Annotated in this window: 12 protein-coding genes; 6 read left to right on the top strand and 6 right to left on the bottom strand. The window is 56.2% G+C overall.

Going from position 1 to position 16119, the window contains the following annotated elements; all coding sequences use genetic code 11:
• The first annotated feature begins 29 nt into the window (after positions 1 to 29).
• A complete protein-coding gene (locus tag JK231_RS01880; RefSeq protein ID WP_211727858.1) occupies positions 30 to 1529 on the top strand; it encodes a YdgA family protein in 1500 nt (499 codons plus the stop codon).
• A gap of 34 nt (positions 1530 to 1563) precedes the next feature.
• Here JK231_RS01880 and malI read toward each other — a convergent pair whose 3' ends face one another.
• A complete protein-coding gene (gene malI / locus JK231_RS01875; protein ID WP_211727857.1) occupies positions 1564 to 2589 on the bottom strand; it encodes a Mal regulon transcriptional regulator MalI in 1026 nt (341 codons plus the stop codon).
• Positions 2590 to 2768: 179 nt separating this feature from the next.
• Here malI and malX point away from each other — a divergent pair, with 179 nt between their 5' ends.
• The 3 genes from malX to add all read left to right on the top strand — a co-directional run bounded on the left by malX (position 2769) and on the right by add (position 6650).
• Complete coding sequence (gene malX / locus JK231_RS01870) at positions 2769 to 4358, top strand: maltose/glucose-specific PTS transporter subunit IIBC (protein ID WP_097117231.1); 1590 nt, start codon at positions 2769 to 2771, stop codon at positions 4356 to 4358.
• The gene (locus JK231_RS01865; protein WP_211727856.1) at positions 4355 to 5533 is read left to right on the top strand and encodes a MalY/PatB family protein; all 1179 of its coding nucleotides are present in this window, start codon (positions 4355 to 4357) and stop codon (positions 5531 to 5533) included. Before malX ends, JK231_RS01865 begins: the two co-directional genes overlap by 4 nt.
• Positions 5534 to 5651: 118 nt before the next feature.
• Positions 5652 to 6650, top strand: coding sequence for an adenosine deaminase (gene add, locus JK231_RS01860; protein ID WP_034827380.1), 999 nt, complete (start codon positions 5652 to 5654; stop codon positions 6648 to 6650).
• Between the two features lie 112 nt (positions 6651 to 6762).
• On the opposite strand, the gene JK231_RS01855 is transcribed toward add, so the two are convergent.
• The 5 genes from JK231_RS01855 to JK231_RS01835 form a co-directional block, all read right to left on the bottom strand.
• Positions 6763 to 7803 carry an oxidoreductase gene (locus JK231_RS01855; RefSeq protein ID WP_034827382.1) on the bottom strand — a complete coding sequence of 347 codons (1041 nt, stop codon included), beginning with the start codon at positions 7801 to 7803 and terminating at the stop codon, positions 6763 to 6765.
• Between the two features lie 77 nt (positions 7804 to 7880).
• Positions 7881 to 8798: an arabinose operon transcriptional regulator AraC gene (araC, locus tag JK231_RS01850; RefSeq protein ID WP_097117233.1), complete on the bottom strand. Its 918-nt coding sequence runs from the start codon at positions 8796 to 8798 to the stop codon at positions 7881 to 7883.
• Between the two features lie 87 nt (positions 8799 to 8885).
• Positions 8886 to 9872, bottom strand: coding sequence for an L-arabinose ABC transporter permease AraH (gene araH / locus JK231_RS01845; protein ID WP_034827386.1), 987 nt, complete (start codon positions 9870 to 9872; stop codon positions 8886 to 8888).
• A 17-nt stretch (positions 9873 to 9889) separates the two neighbouring features.
• Positions 9890 to 11410 carry an L-arabinose ABC transporter ATP-binding protein AraG gene (gene araG / locus JK231_RS01840; protein ID WP_097117235.1) on the bottom strand — a complete coding sequence of 507 codons (1521 nt, stop codon included), beginning with the start codon at positions 11408 to 11410 and terminating at the stop codon, positions 9890 to 9892.
• Between the two features lie 144 nt (positions 11411 to 11554).
• Positions 11555 to 12538, bottom strand: a complete 984-nt coding sequence (locus tag JK231_RS01835; protein WP_034827390.1) for an arabinose ABC transporter substrate-binding protein — start codon at positions 12536 to 12538, stop codon at positions 11555 to 11557.
• Between the two features lie 366 nt (positions 12539 to 12904).
• Between JK231_RS01835 and JK231_RS01830 the strand changes: the two genes are divergently transcribed.
• Both JK231_RS01830 and araA read left to right on the top strand, forming a co-directional pair.
• Entirely contained in the window at positions 12905 to 14590 is a 1686-nt protein-coding gene (locus JK231_RS01830) for a ribulokinase (RefSeq protein WP_211727855.1), read from the top strand.
• An 11-nt stretch (positions 14591 to 14601) separates the two neighbouring features.
• Positions 14602 to 16092, top strand: a complete 1491-nt coding sequence (gene araA / locus JK231_RS01825; RefSeq protein ID WP_160867211.1) for an L-arabinose isomerase — start codon at positions 14602 to 14604, stop codon at positions 16090 to 16092.
• Positions 16093 to 16119: the final 27 nt, after the last annotated feature.

Here is a 16119-nt window from a genome sequence, read left to right as displayed (position 1 = left end):
GCGGACCCAAGGATAAGGACGACTCAGCGATGAAAAAGACCAAGGTTGCCGTAGGTGTAATTGTAGCGATCGGCGTGATCTGGACAGGCGCGGCCTGGTTTACCGGCAAGCAGCTGGAAAGCCATATGGATCAGATGTTGCAGAACGCCAACACCCAGCTTAATGCCTATGCACCGAACGCTCGCCTGACGCTTAGCTACCAGGATTACCAGCGCGGCATCTTCAGCAGCAAAACTAAGCTGGTGATTCAGGCCAGTTCACAGACGGAAGACAACCCGCTGCTGAAGCCGGGTCAAAGCATCGTGCTGAACGAAACCATCGACCATGGTCCCTTCCCCTTTGCGCAGTTGAAGCGCGGCAGCCTGATTCCGAGCATGGCTTCGGTGCATACCGAGCTGGAAAACACCGATGCGGTGAAGAAACTTTTTGAACTCACCAACGGTAAATCGCTGATGACCGCTGATACCCGAGTCGGGTACAGCGGTGCCACTGATACCGCACTGGATCTGCTGGCGGTGGATTATAACAACGCGCAGACCGGCGATCGTCTTGCCACCAACGGCGGCACCCTCGAAATCAGCGCCGACAGCAAGGGCGATAAAGTCAGTCTGAATGGCGATTTCTCTAGCATCGCTGTTACCAGCAAAAACCAGGTTGAGCAGCCGGTGCTGTTTACCCTTAATGGCCTGAAGCTGAAGGGTGATACCCATCTCAGCCCGGAAGGCGTGCGCGTGGGCGATCAGTCCATCAGCCTGGATAAACTCGACGCCAGCATTAACGGTCAGGAAGGTTTGTCATTGCAGAAGCTGGACACCCAATCCTCCTTCGATAATAAAGATGGCAAAATCGGCGGCGATCTGAATATGAACGTCGGCAACATCAGCCTGCAGAAGCAGCCGTTCGGCGAAGCTAAGCTGGCGATGAAGTTTGCGCAGTTTGATGCGCAAGCGGTGAAAACCTTCTCGGACAGCTACAACGCGCAGATGCAGGCACTGCTGAACCAGCCAGGTTTAGTCGAGGATCCCGTCCGCTATCAGGCTAGCGTGCAGACCATCCTGAAGAATAACCTGCCGACGCTGCTGAAGGGTTCACCGACCGTCAGCATCGCGCCGCTGAGCTGGAAAAACGATAAAGGGGAAAGTACCTTTAACCTCAGCATCGGCTTTAACGATCCCGCTACCGTCACCGGTGAAGCGCAGACGTTGGGCGCAGCAGTGGATCGCGTGCTGAAAACCCTGGATGGCAAACTGAACATCAATATGCCAATGGCTACCGAAGCGATGCGTCATGTGGGGCTGGCTGAAGGTTATCAGAGCGACGATGCGCAGAAGCTGGCGGATCAGCAGGTGAAAGGTCTGGCGGCAATGGGCCAGATGTTCCGTCTGACGCAGCAGCAGGATGATAACATCACCACCAGCCTGCAATATGGCAACGGTCAGGTGACTATGAACGGCGACAAGATGTCACTGGAGCAGTTCCTGTCACGCTATATGCTGGGCGCGCAGACCAGCGAAGGGATGCCTGAGTAACAGCGATATACCCGCGGCGCGAGCTATCGCGCCGCTAAACGCCCCGCACCAACTGCGGCGGCACAATCAGCGTTTGCACTTCCGCATCCGGTTTCGCCAGTCGTTGCAGCATCCTTTCCCCCGCTCGCCTTCCCACATCACGCGCTTCACTACTGACAAACGTTAGCGAGGAGTCATACGACTCGCGTAGCGGATCGTCATTAAAGCCGACCAGCGCCAACTTTTGCGTGAAGTAGCTGTCCACCGCATCTTCGCCCAGCGAGCGTCCGCTGTGGATCGCACCAAAATAGCAGCCGAGCGTGGTACTGGCGTTATGGGCAATGATAGCGGTGATGCGCGGATGGTGATGCAGCAGGTCCTGCGTCAATGCCGATACGCTCTGCTGCCGATCGTCGCACTCAATGATCCAGTCTGGACGAAACGGTAAACCGTATTGCAACAGGGTCGCACAATAGCCGCCAATACGTTCCGCGCGCGTTAGAGAAGAACCCAATCCGCCGACCCACGCGATACGCTGATGCCCCTGACGGATCAGATATTCGGTGGCGATGCGCGCCGCCTGGCTGTTATCCGGACGCAAGGAATCGACCTTATCGAGGCTACTGGCCCGCGCGGCGCAAATGAGTGCAATCTGTTGCTCATGCGCCTGCGCGACCAGCGTATCCGCCTGCGCAACGGCACCACCCAACACAATGCCATCCGCGCCCTGTGCGGCCAGGGAATCGAAGCAGCGTTGCAGATGCTGCCCGTGTTGTCCGCTTTGCGTCAGAACCAACACTTTTCCCTGCTGCTCCAGCACTTCACTCAGCCCCGACGTCATCGCCGCATAAAACGGCTGGCTGAGATCGCGCACAATCAAACCTATGACACCACTCTCACCGCCACGCAGGATGGAAGCTGAACGGTTACGTACGTAACCCAACTGTTCAATCGCCTGATTAACCCGCTCGGCCGTGGCGGAAGAGATACGTCCTTTACCGGACAGCACCAGAGAGACTGTCGATACCGATACGCCAGCCGCCTGCGCGACATCGTGAATAGTGGTTTTAGGCTGTGACATCCGGTTCCGTTTCCAACAACTGATGAAGAAACAAAGAGGTAAATCGTTACACTGATTCACGCAAAAATAAAGCCTGGGATTAGTCACGCTTTGTGACTATAGCCACAAAACTGCTTGGTAAAACGTTTTATCATTCTTTACCATTTTGATAATTTGCCGCTTTTTAACCAGGAGAGACTATGTCCGCCAGCCGACCCAAAATGTCACTTTGGGAATTTTTCCAGAGTCTGGGTAAAACCTTTATGTTGCCCGTTGCCCTGCTGTCGTTCTGCGGCATTTTGCTCGGGATCGGTAGTTCACTGAGCAGCCACGATGTGCTGACGCTGATTCCGATGCTCGATCAGCCGTTCCTGCAATATCTGTTTATCTGGATGGCGAAGCTGGGTTCATTTGCCTTCAGTTATCTGCCGGTGATGTTCGCGATTGCGATTCCACTGGGCATGGCGCGGGAGAACAAAGGCGTCGCTGCATTTGCCGGTTTTGTCGGCTACGCAGTGCTAAACCTGAGCGTGAACTTCTGGCTCAATATCAATGGCATTCTGCCAACCACCGACGCAGCGGTGCTAAAAGCCAACAACGTACAAAACATCCTTGGCATTCAGTCGATCGACACCGGTATTCTCGGCGCGGTGATTGTTGGTGTGGTGGTGTTCTGGCTGCATGAACGCTTCCACAATATCCGTCTGCCGGATGCGCTGGCCTTCTTCGGCGGTACGCGCTTTGTGCCGATTGTCACCACCGTGGTGATGGGCTTACTCGGCTTGGTGGTGCCTCTGATTTGGCCATTCTTTGCGCGCGCCATCACCGGCCTCGGCTGGATGATCAACAGTGCGGGTGAATTTGGCCCGATGATCTTCGGCACCGGCGAACGTCTGCTGCTGCCGTTTGGTCTGCAACATATTCTGGTGGCAATTATTCGCTTCACCGATGCGGGCGGCACGCTCGACGTCTGTGGAAAGAGCGTCAGCGGTGCCCTCACCATCTTCCAGGCGCAGCTGGCTTGCCCGGATACCCACGGCTTTGCGGAAAGCGCCACGCGTTTCCTGTCGCAAGGCAAAATGCCGGCCTTCCTCGGTGGTTTGCCGGGTGCCGCACTGGCGATTTATCACTGCGCACGTCCTGAAAATCGTCACAAAATTAAAGGGCTGCTGATTTCGGGTGTGGTGGCTTGCGTGGTCGGCGGGACTACTGAACCGATCGAATTCCTGTTCCTGTTCGTGGCTCCGGTACTGTATTTGATCCACGCCCTGTTGACGGGGCTGGGCTTCACCGTGATGGCGATACTCGGCGTGACCATCGGTAACACCGACGGCAACGTTATCGACTTCTTCGTGTTCGGCGTGCTGCACGGCCTCTCTACCAAATGGTATTGGGTGCCGGTGATTGCGGCAGTGTGGTTCGTGGGCTACTACGCCATCTTCCGTTTTGCTATTACCCGCTTCAATATCAAAACACCGGGTCGCGAAGCAGAAACCAGCAGCGTGGAACAGCAGGTCAGCCGCGCAGGCGTGGGGAAATCAGGCTACAACACCCCGGCGATTCTGGCGGCTCTGGGCGGTGTGGAAAATATCACCTCGCTGGATAACTGCCTGACGCGCCTGCGTCTTACCATTGCGGACATGAGCAAAGTGAACGATGCCGCACTGAAAGCCAATGGCGCAATTGGTGTGGTGCATCTCAACCAAACCAGTTTGCAAGTAGTGATCGGTCCGCAGGTGCAGTCGGTGAAAGATGAAATGGCACACCTGATGAGCGCGACGGTGTCATGATGCAGAGGTTTGATTTCGACCAGGCCGTGGATCGCCACGGCAGCTGGTGCACGCAGTGGGATTTCGTGGCGGACCGTTTTGGTGTGGAGGGCTTATTGCCCTTCACCATCTCCGATATGGATTTTGCCACGGCGCCCTGCATCATTGAGGCCCTGCAACAGCGGTTAAACCATGGCGTATTGGGCTACAGCCGCTGGCAGCACAAGGACTTTACCTCAGGCATTCAACACTGGATGAAGAATCGTTTTGCCACAGAGGTTGAGGCGCAATCGCTGGTTTACGGCCCGTCGGTGATTTACATGGTGGCGCAATTGCTGCGCCACTGGACCAAACCCGGCGATGAAGTGCTGATTCATACGCCCGCCTACGATGCGTTTTATCACACCATCAACGGTAATCAGCGCCGCGTGCTGGAACTGCCGCTACAGCGCCAGGGTAATGACTGGCAGTGTGATATGGCGCAGTTGGAACCGCTGCTGGCGCGACCCGATTGCAAAGTGATGCTGCTGTGCAGCCCGCACAATCCTACCGGTAAAGTGTGGCAGCGTGAGGAGTTGCAGCAAATGGCCGCGCTCTGTGCGCGTCACGATGTGAAAGTGATCAGCGATGAGATCCATATGGATATGGTGTTGGGCGACGCACAGCACATCCCGTGGAGCCAGGTGGCGCAATCTCCCTGGGCGTTATTCACGTCGGCATCAAAGAGTTTCAACATTCCGGCGTTGACCGGCGCGTGGGGCATTATTCCGCATGATGCCGATCGCCAGGCGTGGTTCCACGCACTGAAGCAGCAGGATGGTTTATCGTCACCGGCGGTGATGGCCGTCACGGCGACCATTGCCGCGTATCGTGAAGGTTCAGCCTGGCTGGATGCACTGCGCGATTATTTGCAGGCGAATATGCAGCACATCGCGCAACGACTGAATGCCGCGTTTCCTGCGCTGAGCTGGCAGCCCCCTGCCGCCACCTATCTGGCATGGATTGATCTCACTCCGCTCGGTATTGATGAGCAGGCACTGCAACAGCAGCTGATTCATCAGTACAAGGTGGCGATCATGCCGGGTTCGACTTACGGTGATGCCAGCCGCGGTTATCTGCGCCTCAACGCGGGTTGTCCACGCAGCAAGCTGGATGACGGGCTGGATCGCCTGATTGCGGCTTTAAAATCGTATTAAATGCGCTCGGATGCTGATTAATTCAGCATCCATTTCACGACTTGCGCAAATCACTGGCGCTGTTGCGCAAGATGTTTTTATAATGCTCTGCACTTTATGAAACTTTAGCGAGTGCGACATGATTGACCTGAAACTCCCCCTGACCGACATCCACCGCCACCTTGATGGCAACATCCGCGCACAAACCATTCTTGATTTAGGTCGCCAGTTTAATCTCGCGCTGCCAGCCAACTCGCTCGACGATCTACGTCCGCATGTGCAAGTGACGGCCAATGAACCCGATCTGGTGAGCTTCCTGCAGAAGCTGGATTGGGGCGTGAAAGTGTTGGGCGATTTAGATGCCTGCCGCCGCATTGCGCTGGAAAACGTGGAAGATGCCGCACGCGCCGGTATTCACTATGCGGAACTGCGTTTCTCACCAGGATATATGGCGATGACGCATAACCTGCCGATTGCCGGTGTAGTGGAAGCCGTGATTGATGGCGTGCGCGCTGGCGTAAAACAGTATGGCGTGGATGTGAACCTGATCGGCATTATGAGCCGTACCTTTGGTGATGAAGCCTGCCTGCGCGAACTGGAAGGTTTGCTGGCACACCGCGATGGCATTACCGCCGTCGATCTGGCTGGTGATGAGCTCGGCTTCCCGGGCAGTGAGTTCCTCAGCCACTTCAATCGCGCGCGTGATGCTGGTTTCCGTATTACCGTGCACGCCGGTGAAGCTGCTGGCCCGGAAAGCATCTGGCAGGCGATTCGCGAACTCGGCGCGGAGCGTATTGGCCATGGCGTGAAAGCGATTGAAGACCGCGCGCTGATGGATTTCCTGGCAGAGCAGCGCATTGGTATCGAATCCTGCATGACCTCGAACATTCAGACCAGCACGGTAGCTTCACTGGCCACTCATCCGCTGAAAGCCTTCCTGCAACACGGCATTCTCGCCACCATCAACACCGATGATCCGGCAGTTCAGGGTATTGAGCTGGCGCATGAGTATGAGCACGCTGCGCCGCAGGCAGGACTCACTGCCGAAGAGATGCGCCAGGCGCAGGAAAATGGTGTGACGATTGCCTTCCTCAGCGATGCAGAGAAAGCGGCACTGCGTCAGCGCGTGGCGGGATAACGCGCCTTAAAAGCAAAAAGGTGCGCAGCGATGCGCACCTTTTTAATCAAGCCGCACCAGGGTGAACTGACTTTTGATGGCATCGGTTCCCGCAGGGTGCGCTTTCATTTTATCACTTCAGCGACATCGTCTGGCGCTTCTCAGCGGACTGTAAACCGAGTTCAATCAGCTCCATCACCTGAATCGCCTCTTCAGCCTGTACCGGATTATCACCGGTGCCCGCAATCGCATCACGAATTGCCGCGTAGTATGCCGGATAGTTACCTGGTAGCGTCAGCAGCTCTTTCTCCACCATCACATCGCCTTCTGCCAGCGTCAGGGTACCGTTGCGCATGTCGTAGCCCCAGTCTTCCTGCGGTGGACGTTCACCCGCTTTCAGACGATCTTCCTGCGGATCCAGGCCGTATTTGACATAGCTGCCCCGCGTGCCGTGCACCACAAAGCGTGCAGATTCAGCCGCCACCAACATGCTGGCATGTAACACCACGCGACGAGTGGGATAAGTCAGTACTGCGTGGAAATAATCGGTGGTTTGCGCTCCCGGGCGCAGTTCAGCCATATCCACATTGATCGCCACCGGCGGACCAAATAATTGCAGCGCCTGGTCCAACACATGCGGTCCAAGATCAAACCAGATACCGCTGCCCGGGCCTTTCATCTCACGCCAGCGCTGACGAACTTCAGGGCGGAAGCGATCAAAATGCGATTCGAGATAACGCACATCACCTAAGGCGCCATCAGCCAGCAAAGTTTTCAGCGTCAGGAAGTCACTGTCCCAACGACGATTATGGAAAACGGAGAGCAGCAGCCCTTTGGCCTTGGCCAGTGCATCCAGCTCACGCGCTTGTGACAGTGTCACGGTAAACGGTTTATCCACCACCACATGTTTACCGGCATTCAGTGCCGCTTTGGCTAACGGGAAGTGAGTATCATTTGGCGTCGGTATCACAATCAGTTGCAGTGTCGGGTCATCCAGCAGGGCTTGTGGATCAGAGACCACCTGCACCGAGGGCCAATCTGCATGCACCTTGCTGGCATCGCTGCTGGAGACGGCTGCCAGTTCAACGCCTGGCGTACCGACGATCAAAGGAGCATGAAAGGTTTTGCTGGCAAAACCGTAGCCAATCAGGCCGACACGTAATTTATCGCTCATTCTCATTCCTCTTGTTCGTTACCAGACTGATTTAAGACGAATCAGCCAGTAACAACAAGGCGGAATCACCTGAAAACTCAGGAGATAGCACTCCGTGCCGGTTGCCAGCTTTCCTGCGCCACCAGGGCATCGTGCGCATCCTGACTGCGACGGCGGAAATCACTGGGGCTGACGCCGACCCGTTTGCGGAACACGCGAGAGAAATAGAGCTGATCGTCATAACCCACTTCGCGCCCGACCGAGGCAATGGGCTCCTGCGTGGTTTGCAGTAACAGTTTGGCGCGGATGACGCGCTGATCTTCGCGCCAGCGCAGCAGATTAATCCCCATCTGTTCGCGAAACAGATGCGCCAGTCGTGACGGGGAAAGACACACATGCCGCGCCACTTCCTCGATTTTTACTTCGCTTGCCAGATGGTTGGTGACGTATTGGCAAGCTTCAATCACGCGCGGATCGCGGATTTGCTGATGACTGCGCGGATCTTCTTCCACCGCACGCAGCAGCAAGCGCTCCAGCAGATTCATCGCCAGTTCCTCGGCAAAGCGACGGCCTGAATTGTGGGTTTGCTCAATGCTGGCAAACAGACGATCAAACTCGGCACGTTGCGCTTCCGGCAAGCGTAACCGCCCCACGCCCTGGCTCTCATCCTGCCACTGCAACCAGTCCGTCCAGTATGCCCGTGGACGGAAATAGACCCAGCGGTGGAACCAGCATGAGCTGTCTGGTGAACGGCCATAGTAGTGCGGGGTTTTAGGCTGGAACAGCAGCAAGTCACCGGGTTCGCAGTCAAACGCCGATTCGCCATCAAAAATGCGGCCCTGACCTTTGATGGTCAGATTAAGGATGTAACCCTTCATGCCGAGCGGTCGGTCGATAAAGAAGTCCAGCTGATCGTTGGCATTGATCGGTGTTAAGCCCGCCACCAGCCAGGCATTGAACGGATAGCCGGGTAGCAGTGGGTTCTGCTGCTCACCAGGGGGTTCACGATGATACATAGTGCCTCACGGTAACCTGTAAATGCGCAGTGCCGCGCGCCAGAAGGGCGACCCACTGGCCGCCCTGCATCATTTTTACGGCTGGAATCAGGCCGCTTTGTTTTTCTGTTTGTAGCGGTCAAAAATCACCGCCGCTAACAGTATCAAACCGCGCACCACATACTGTGAGAATGGCGAGATATTCAATAAATTCATCGCATTCTCAACCGTACCCAGAATCAGCACGCCCGCCACCACATAAGAGATCTTACCGATGCCACCTTTCAGCGAAACGCCGCCCAGCACACAGGCTGAAATCACGATCAATTCATAACCGAGTGAAGTCATCGGCTGACCACTGGTCATGCGCGAGGCCAGAATAATGCCCGCCGCTGCCGAAACCAGTCCCGAAAGAATGAAGATAATGATGCGGGTACGCACCACCGGCACCCCGGCCAGGCGAGCCGCTTCTTCATTACCGCCAATCGCCAGCGTGTTGCGGCCAAAGGTGGTTTTATTCAGCACGAAACCAAACACAATCATGGTGGCGATGGTGAGCCAGATCGGCGCTGGCAAACCCAGCCAGTTGGCATAACCGAGGGTGAAGAAGCGTTCATCCTCGATGCCGACTGCTTTACCGTCAGAGAAGATATAGGCCAGACCACGCACTATCTGCATCGTCGCCAGCGTGGTGATCAGCGCATTGATCTTCAGCCGGGCAATCACGAAGCCATTGATAAATCCGGTGGCCATGCCGAGCACTAAACCGGCCGCGACGCCCAGCCACAGACTCTCCGTCATGTTGATCACCACGGCGGTCACCACGCCTGCGCAGGCAATCACCGAGGCGACGGAAAGATCAAAATCGCCCGACGCGAGGCAGAACAGCATGCCGCAGGCCACCATGCCGGACATCGACATGGCAAGTCCCAGCCCTTTCATATTGATGAATGTGCCAAAGTTGGGTACGAAGATGGCGCAAACGATAAACAGCAGCGCGAAGACCACCAGCATGCCGAAGTTATCCCAGATACGCCCCAGTTGCAGGCCGTTACGCTGCACCGGTGGCGTGTTGGAAGTGGTAGATGAAGCCATTGTTGCTCTCCTTTACATCAGGCCACGGCGGCCGCTTGAGGGGTTTTCGGCATCGCCAGGCTCAGCGTCAGCTGCTCCGTGGCCGCGTCGTGTGGCAGTTCTCCGGCAATTTCTCCTTCACGCATCACCACGATGCGGTCAGCCAGGCCCATCACTTCGGGCAAATCGCTGGAGGCAAACAGCACCGCGATCCCTTTATTTGCCAGTTGGTATATCAGGTTGTAGATCTCATGCTTGGCACCCACATCAATACCTCGCGTCGGCTCATCCAGCAGAATCACGTTCATCTCTTCGGACAACCAGCGACCCAGAATAGCCTTCTGCTGATTGCCGCCTGACAGGTTCATGATCAGCTGCTGCGGGCCCGGCGTTTTGATATTCAATGAGCGGATGTGAAGATCGGCGTTTTTCGCCTCCCAGCCGGGTTTAATCAGACAACCCGCCGTGAGGTTATGGCGGCGCGCGCTGATATTGATGTTGTCGCGCACCGAGTGCACCGGAATAATCCCTTCGGATTTACGATCCTCCGGGCACAGCATGATGCCCGCGCGGATCGCATCGATCGGCTGACGGATGTTGAGCTTTTTGCCATCCAGCGACACGCTGCCGCCGCGCAGTTTGGTGGCGCCAAACAGCCCTTTCATCAATTCGCTGCGCCCCGCACCTACCAGACCAAACAGGCCGACGATTTCACCGGCTCGTACCGTGAGCGAAATCGGCATACGCACGCCCTTGGCTTCGACCTGATCGAGCTGCAAACGCACTTTGCCTAAGGCGCGCGGCGCATAACCGTAGATATCACCGAGGTTACGCCCCACCATCGCCTGCACCAGATCGTCATGATGCGTATTCGGCATATCAGTGAAGGTGCGCACGTAGCGACCATCTTTGAACACGGTGATGGCATCGCTCAGGGCAAAGATCTCCTCCATGCGGTGCGATACATACAGCACGGTACGGCCCTGATCGCGCAGCTGACGAATGACGCGGAACAGATGCTCGATTTCACGCGCTGAAAGTGAACTGGTCGGCTCATCAAAAGCGATAATGCGCGCATTGCGCGCCAGCGCTTTGGCGATCTCAACCATTTGCCACTGGCCGAGCGACAGATATTTCAGCGGCATATCAGGATCGATATCCATGCCGAGATTTTTAAGCTGCAAATCCGCTTCGTAGCGCAGCAGTTTGCGATTCACCAACCCACGTTTGTGCGGCAGCTGGCCGAGATAGATGTTCTCCGCCACGCTCATCTCCGGCACCAGATGCAGTTCCTGATAGATGATCGCTACGCCCGCATCCAGCGCATCCACGGTGTTGTTGAAGCTTTTCACTTCACCTTTGATGCGAATCTCACCTTCAGTCGGCTGATAACTGCCGCTGAGAATCTTTAACAGCGTGGACTTTCCCGCGCCGTTTTCGCCCATCAGCGCGTGCACTTCCCCGGCGCGGCACTGGAATGAGATATCCTGCAGCGCTTTCACGCCAGGAAAGGTTTTACTGATGCCATGAAAGGACAGAAAAGCTTGATCAGTTTCCATGGAAACTCCTCTTCGCCTCCATCTTTCGCGCCGTTGCTGTGTTGTCTTCGCGCTTTGCCCCAGCCATCAATGAAACGGGCGCAAACGCGATGGCCAACCTGCTGCAACACCCGGGATGGAGGCTGCGTTTATCAATCAGGCGACTTACATCAGCCCTTTCTTCGCCAACTCAGTTTTGAAGTTGTCGCGGGTAATTAGCACCACATCGGTGACTTCGGTGAATTTCGCGGGCTCTTCGCCTTTGGTCACCCAGTTGTAGAGCATCTGGCTGCTCTTATAACCGTGCACATCCGGGCTGGGCAGCAGCGAACCGTAGAAGCCGGTTGGTGCGCCTTTAGACAGCTCGCTCACCGCGTCCACACCGTTGATGCCAATGCCAATCACGTCGGGCGCTTTAAAGCCCTGGCCTTCGGTCGCGCGCACGCCACCCAGCACGGTGTTGTCATTCATGCCGACAATCAGCCAGTGTTTTACTTCTGGATGCTGCACCAGCAGTGAGTTACCGGCATCAAATGCCCCCGGAATATCGTTGGATTTGGTCGGCACCTGATAGATCTGTTTCTCCGGGAATCCGGCGGCTTTTAGGGCGTCCATCGAACCGCCAGTGCGACGACGCGCAGTGTCCAGCTCATTGGCGGTAATCGCCATGACGCCGGTCTCTTTCGCATCCCAGCCGCGTTTCTGCATCTCTTTGTAGAGTTCCTGGCCCTGGCGCTCACCGATTTTGGTTGCGGCCATCATCACCAGCGGCACGGTGTCCATTGGCTTGCCTTTGGCGGTAACAAACTGGTCATCAACCGCAATCACTTTCAGGCCATAGCTACGCGCTTTCGCCACGATGGCTGAACCCAGCTTTGGGTCCGGTGTGCAGATCACGAAGCCTTTGGCCCCGCTCGCCGCCAGGCTATCAATGGCATTCAGGGTTTTCTCACCGTCGGGCACGGCAATTTTGATCACGTCAAAGCCAAGATCTTTGCCAGCCTTATCTGCGAACTTCCATTCGGTCTGGAACCAGGGTTCCTCCGGTTGTTTGACGAGGAAACCGAGTTTCATGGTCTCGGCGATAGCGGATTGTGACATAACCGCGGCGAGACCTACCGCCGCCAGCGCTTTAGTGAATTTATGCATGATGCTCTCCGGCACAATGATGTTTTATCGCTGTTAATAACGAATCGGTGTAAACGCTACCAATTGGATTTCACGTTTGGGTACAGCGCAAAATCAGCGCGTTAGCTCAAAGGTTGTACAAAGGCTGTGCAAATGCTGGGCTAGTTGTAGCGGTAATGGCGAAGAAAAATGTAGAGCGGTATCACATCCCAAAACGATGACTAATTCCTCCATATATTCAGCGAAATTAACCAGTCATTAACTTTTGCTGCCGATCACAGAACGGTTCCGATGACAGAAAAGTGCATATTCTCAGCCAGCGATGACTAACCGCTTATGCACCCGCATTCCAGGATAGAGCCAGATAACTCACACAGGAGAATCCCAATGGGTGCTGGCGCCATAACAATTGGGCTGGATTTTGGCAGTGACTCGGTGCGTGCCCTCGCCGTGGACTGCCACAGTGGTAAAGAGCTGGAAAAGGCGGTGGTGAACTACCCACGCTGGGCGAAGGGAGAATTCTGTGACGCACATGCCAACCGTTTTCGTCATCATCCTCAAGACTATATCGACGCGCTGGAGCAGGCGGTGGTCGCGGTGGTGCAAGCGTTAACTCCCGAACAACGCGCTGCCGTGGTGGGGATAGGCGTGGATTCAACGGGTTCAACCCCTGCACCGATTGACCGTGACGGCAACGTGTTAGCCTTGCGCCCGGAATTCGCCACCAACCCCAACGCTATGTTTGTGTTGTGGAAAGATCACACCGCGATTGAAGAAGCGGAAGAGATTAATCAGCTGTGCCGCAACGGTCATTTCACCGATTACACCCGCTATATCGGCGGCGTGTATTCGTCGGAGTGGTTCTGGGCCAAGATTCTGCACGTGTCACGCCAGGATGCAGCAGTGCGTGATGCGGCAGTGTCTTGGGTGGAACTCTGCGATTGGGTACCGGCACTGTTGAGCGGTCGCACTGCCCCGACGCAGCTGCGGCGCGGACGCTGCGCCGCCGGGCATAAATCGCTGTGGCATCCTGAATGGCAGGGTTTACCGCCCGCAGATTTTTTCCGTGCACTCGATCCGATGTTGGTTGAGCAGCTGGATTCTCCATTGTTTACCGACACCTTCACTGCTGATGTACCGGTGGGCACGCTTTCCAGCGAATGGGCGCAGCGTTTGGGATTGTCTGAGCAGGTAATTTTGTCCGGTGGGGCCTTCGACTGTCATATGGGCGCGGTCGGTGCGGGCGCGCAGCCTTATACGCTGGTGAAAGTGATTGGCACCTCAACCTGCGACATTTTAATTGCCGACAGCGAGAAAGTCGGCGATCGCGCCATTAAAGGCATTTGCGGCCAGGTCGATGGCAGCGTGGTACCGGGCGCCATCGGCTGCGAAGCGGGTCAATCGGCGTTTGGTGATATCTACGCCTGGTTTAGCCGCTTGCTGGGCTGGCCGCTGCAGCAGGCGGTGGCGCGCCATCCTGAGTTGCAGCCGCAACTCGCCGAAATGCAGCAGGATTTAATCCGTTCCCTAACTGAAGCCTGGGCCGCCGATCCCCAGCTTGATCATCTGCCCGTGGTGCTCGATTGGTTCAACGGGCGTCGCACACCGGATGCCAATCAGCGCCTGAAAGGCGTGATCACCGATTTGAATCTTGGCACCGACGCGCCTGCGTTATTTGGTGGTCTGGTGGCCGCCACGGCGTTTGGTGCCCGCGCCATTATGGAGTGTTTCGAGAAGCAGCAGATTCCGGTGGAGAGCATTCTGACGCTCGGCGGTATCGCACGGAAGTCCCCCGCCATTATGCAAGCCTGTTGCGACGTGATGAACCGTCCGCTGGATATCGTGGCTTCTGACGAGTGCTGCGCGCTGGGTGCTGCCATTTTTGCCGCCGTCGCCGCAAACGTGTATGCCGATGTGCCTGCCGCACAGCAGGTGATGGCGAGTCCGATCGCCGTGACCTTGCAGCCCAACAGTCTGCGCGTGGCGGGCTATCAACAACTTTATCAACGCTATCAAAACTGGTGCCAGGCCGCTGAACCTCAGTATGCCGCCCGCGCCACATCCGCTAAGTAAAGGAGCGAGAAATGGAACAGAACGTTTGGTTTGTGATTGGAACGCAGCATCTCTACGGAGCGGAAACCTTGCGCCAGGTTGAACATCACGCACGCCAGGTGATGGACGGATTGAATCAGGCGGGCACGCTGCCGGTGCCACTGGTGTTGAAGCCGCTGGTGAAATCACCGGATGAAGCGCTGGCGCTGTGCCGCGAGGCCAATCACGACAATAGTTGTGTCGGCATCATGACCTGGTTACACACCTTCTCACCGGCCAAGATGTGGATTGGTGGACTGAGCATCCTGAATAAGCCGCTGCTGCAATTCCATACCCAGTTCAACGCAGAAATTCCGTGGGACAGTATGGATATGGACTTTATGAACCTGAACCAGACCGCGCACGGCGGCCGTGAGTTTGGCTTTATCGGCGCGCGTATGGGCCTGCAGCACAGCGTGGTGACTGGCCACTGGCAGGATAAGACCAGCCAGCAACGCATCGGACGCTGGATCAATGCGGCACTAGCGAAGCAGGCCAGTCAGCAGCTGAAAGTGGCGCGCTTTGGCGACAATATGCGCGAAGTGGCGGTGACCGAAGGCGATAAGGTGGCGGCACAGATTCAGTTTGGTTATTCGGTCAACGGTTGGGGCGTCGGCGATCTCGTTGAGGTGGTGAACAGCGTCAGCGATGGCGATGTGCATGCGCTGATCGATGAATACGAGAGCCAGTATTTGTTCAGCGAGGCTGCCGCCGTGAATGGCGAGAAGCGTCAGAACGTGCTGGATGCGGCGCGCATTGAATTAGGTTTGAAGCGTTTCCTCGATGATGAGGGCTGCAAAGCCTTTACCACTAATTTCCAGACTCTGCACGGCATGACGCAGTTGCCAGGCTTGGCCGTTCAACGTTTGATGGGCCAGGGTTATGGTTTTGCCGGTGAAGGTGACTGGAAGACCGCTGCGCTGCTGCATATTTTGAAGGTGCAAGCCGGGAATCGTGCGGGCGGTACTTCATTTATGGAGGATTACACCTATCACTTCTCACCGGGCAATGATTTGGTGCTGGGTTCACATATGCTGGAAGTGTGCCCATCGATTGCCAAAGAGGCGAAGCCGTTGATTGATGTTCAGTTCCTCGGCATTGGTGGCAAAGCCGATCCGGCGCGCATGATTTTCTCCACGCCAGCCGGTCGCGCGGTGAATGCCAGTGTGATTGATATGGGCGATCGTTTCCGTTTGCTGGTGAATGTGGTGGATGCGATTGAGCAGCCGAAACCGCTCCCGAAATTGCCGGTCGCGCGTGCCTTGTGGCGTGCCCAGCCCTCACTGGCTACCGCTTCCGAGGCATGGATTCTTGCCGGCGGCGCACACCATACGGTGTTTAGTCAGGCACTGGATTTGGATGATATGTACCTGTACGGCGAGCTGAACGGCATCGAGGTGCTGGTAATCGATGAGGATACGCGTTTGCCGGCGTTCAAAGATGCATTGCGCTGGAACGAGGCGTATTACCGGTTAGCGCGCTGATCGTGTTATGACCTGTTGAAGCCGCGT

The organism is Pantoea sp. JGM49, from assembly GCF_018257655.1.
GTDB lineage: Bacteria > Pseudomonadota > Gammaproteobacteria > Enterobacterales > Enterobacteriaceae > Pantoea > Pantoea communis.
The sequence above is the reverse complement of the archived record's forward strand: the minus strand, read 5'-3'. Positions and strand labels throughout refer to the sequence as shown.

Excerpts from the sequence above, each read along its gene's own strand:
- add (WP_034827380.1), top strand. The coding sequence starts at position 5,652 with ATGATTGACCTGAAACTCCCCCTGACCGACATCCACCGCCACCTTGAT.
- JK231_RS01855 (WP_034827382.1), bottom strand. The coding sequence starts at position 7,803 with ATGAGCGATAAATTACGTGTCGGCCTGATTGGCTACGGTTTTGCCAGC.
- JK231_RS01865 (WP_211727856.1), top strand. The coding sequence starts at position 4,355 with ATGATGCAGAGGTTTGATTTCGACCAGGCCGTGGATCGCCACGGCAGC.
- JK231_RS01830 (WP_211727855.1), top strand. The coding sequence starts at position 12,905 with ATGGGTGCTGGCGCCATAACAATTGGGCTGGATTTTGGCAGTGACTCG.
- JK231_RS01880 (WP_211727858.1), top strand. The coding sequence starts at position 30 with ATGAAAAAGACCAAGGTTGCCGTAGGTGTAATTGTAGCGATCGGCGTG.
- araG (WP_097117235.1), bottom strand. The coding sequence starts at position 11,410 with ATGGAAACTGATCAAGCTTTTCTGTCCTTTCATGGCATCAGTAAAACC.
- malX (WP_097117231.1), top strand. The coding sequence starts at position 2,769 with ATGTCCGCCAGCCGACCCAAAATGTCACTTTGGGAATTTTTCCAGAGT.
- JK231_RS01835 (WP_034827390.1), bottom strand. The coding sequence starts at position 12,538 with ATGCATAAATTCACTAAAGCGCTGGCGGCGGTAGGTCTCGCCGCGGTT.
- araA (WP_160867211.1), top strand. The coding sequence starts at position 14,602 with ATGGAACAGAACGTTTGGTTTGTGATTGGAACGCAGCATCTCTACGGA.
- araH (WP_034827386.1), bottom strand. The coding sequence starts at position 9,872 with ATGGCTTCATCTACCACTTCCAACACGCCACCGGTGCAGCGTAACGGC.
- araC (WP_097117233.1), bottom strand. The coding sequence starts at position 8,798 with ATGTATCATCGTGAACCCCCTGGTGAGCAGCAGAACCCACTGCTACCC.
- malI (WP_211727857.1), bottom strand. The coding sequence starts at position 2,589 with ATGTCACAGCCTAAAACCACTATTCACGATGTCGCGCAGGCGGCTGGC.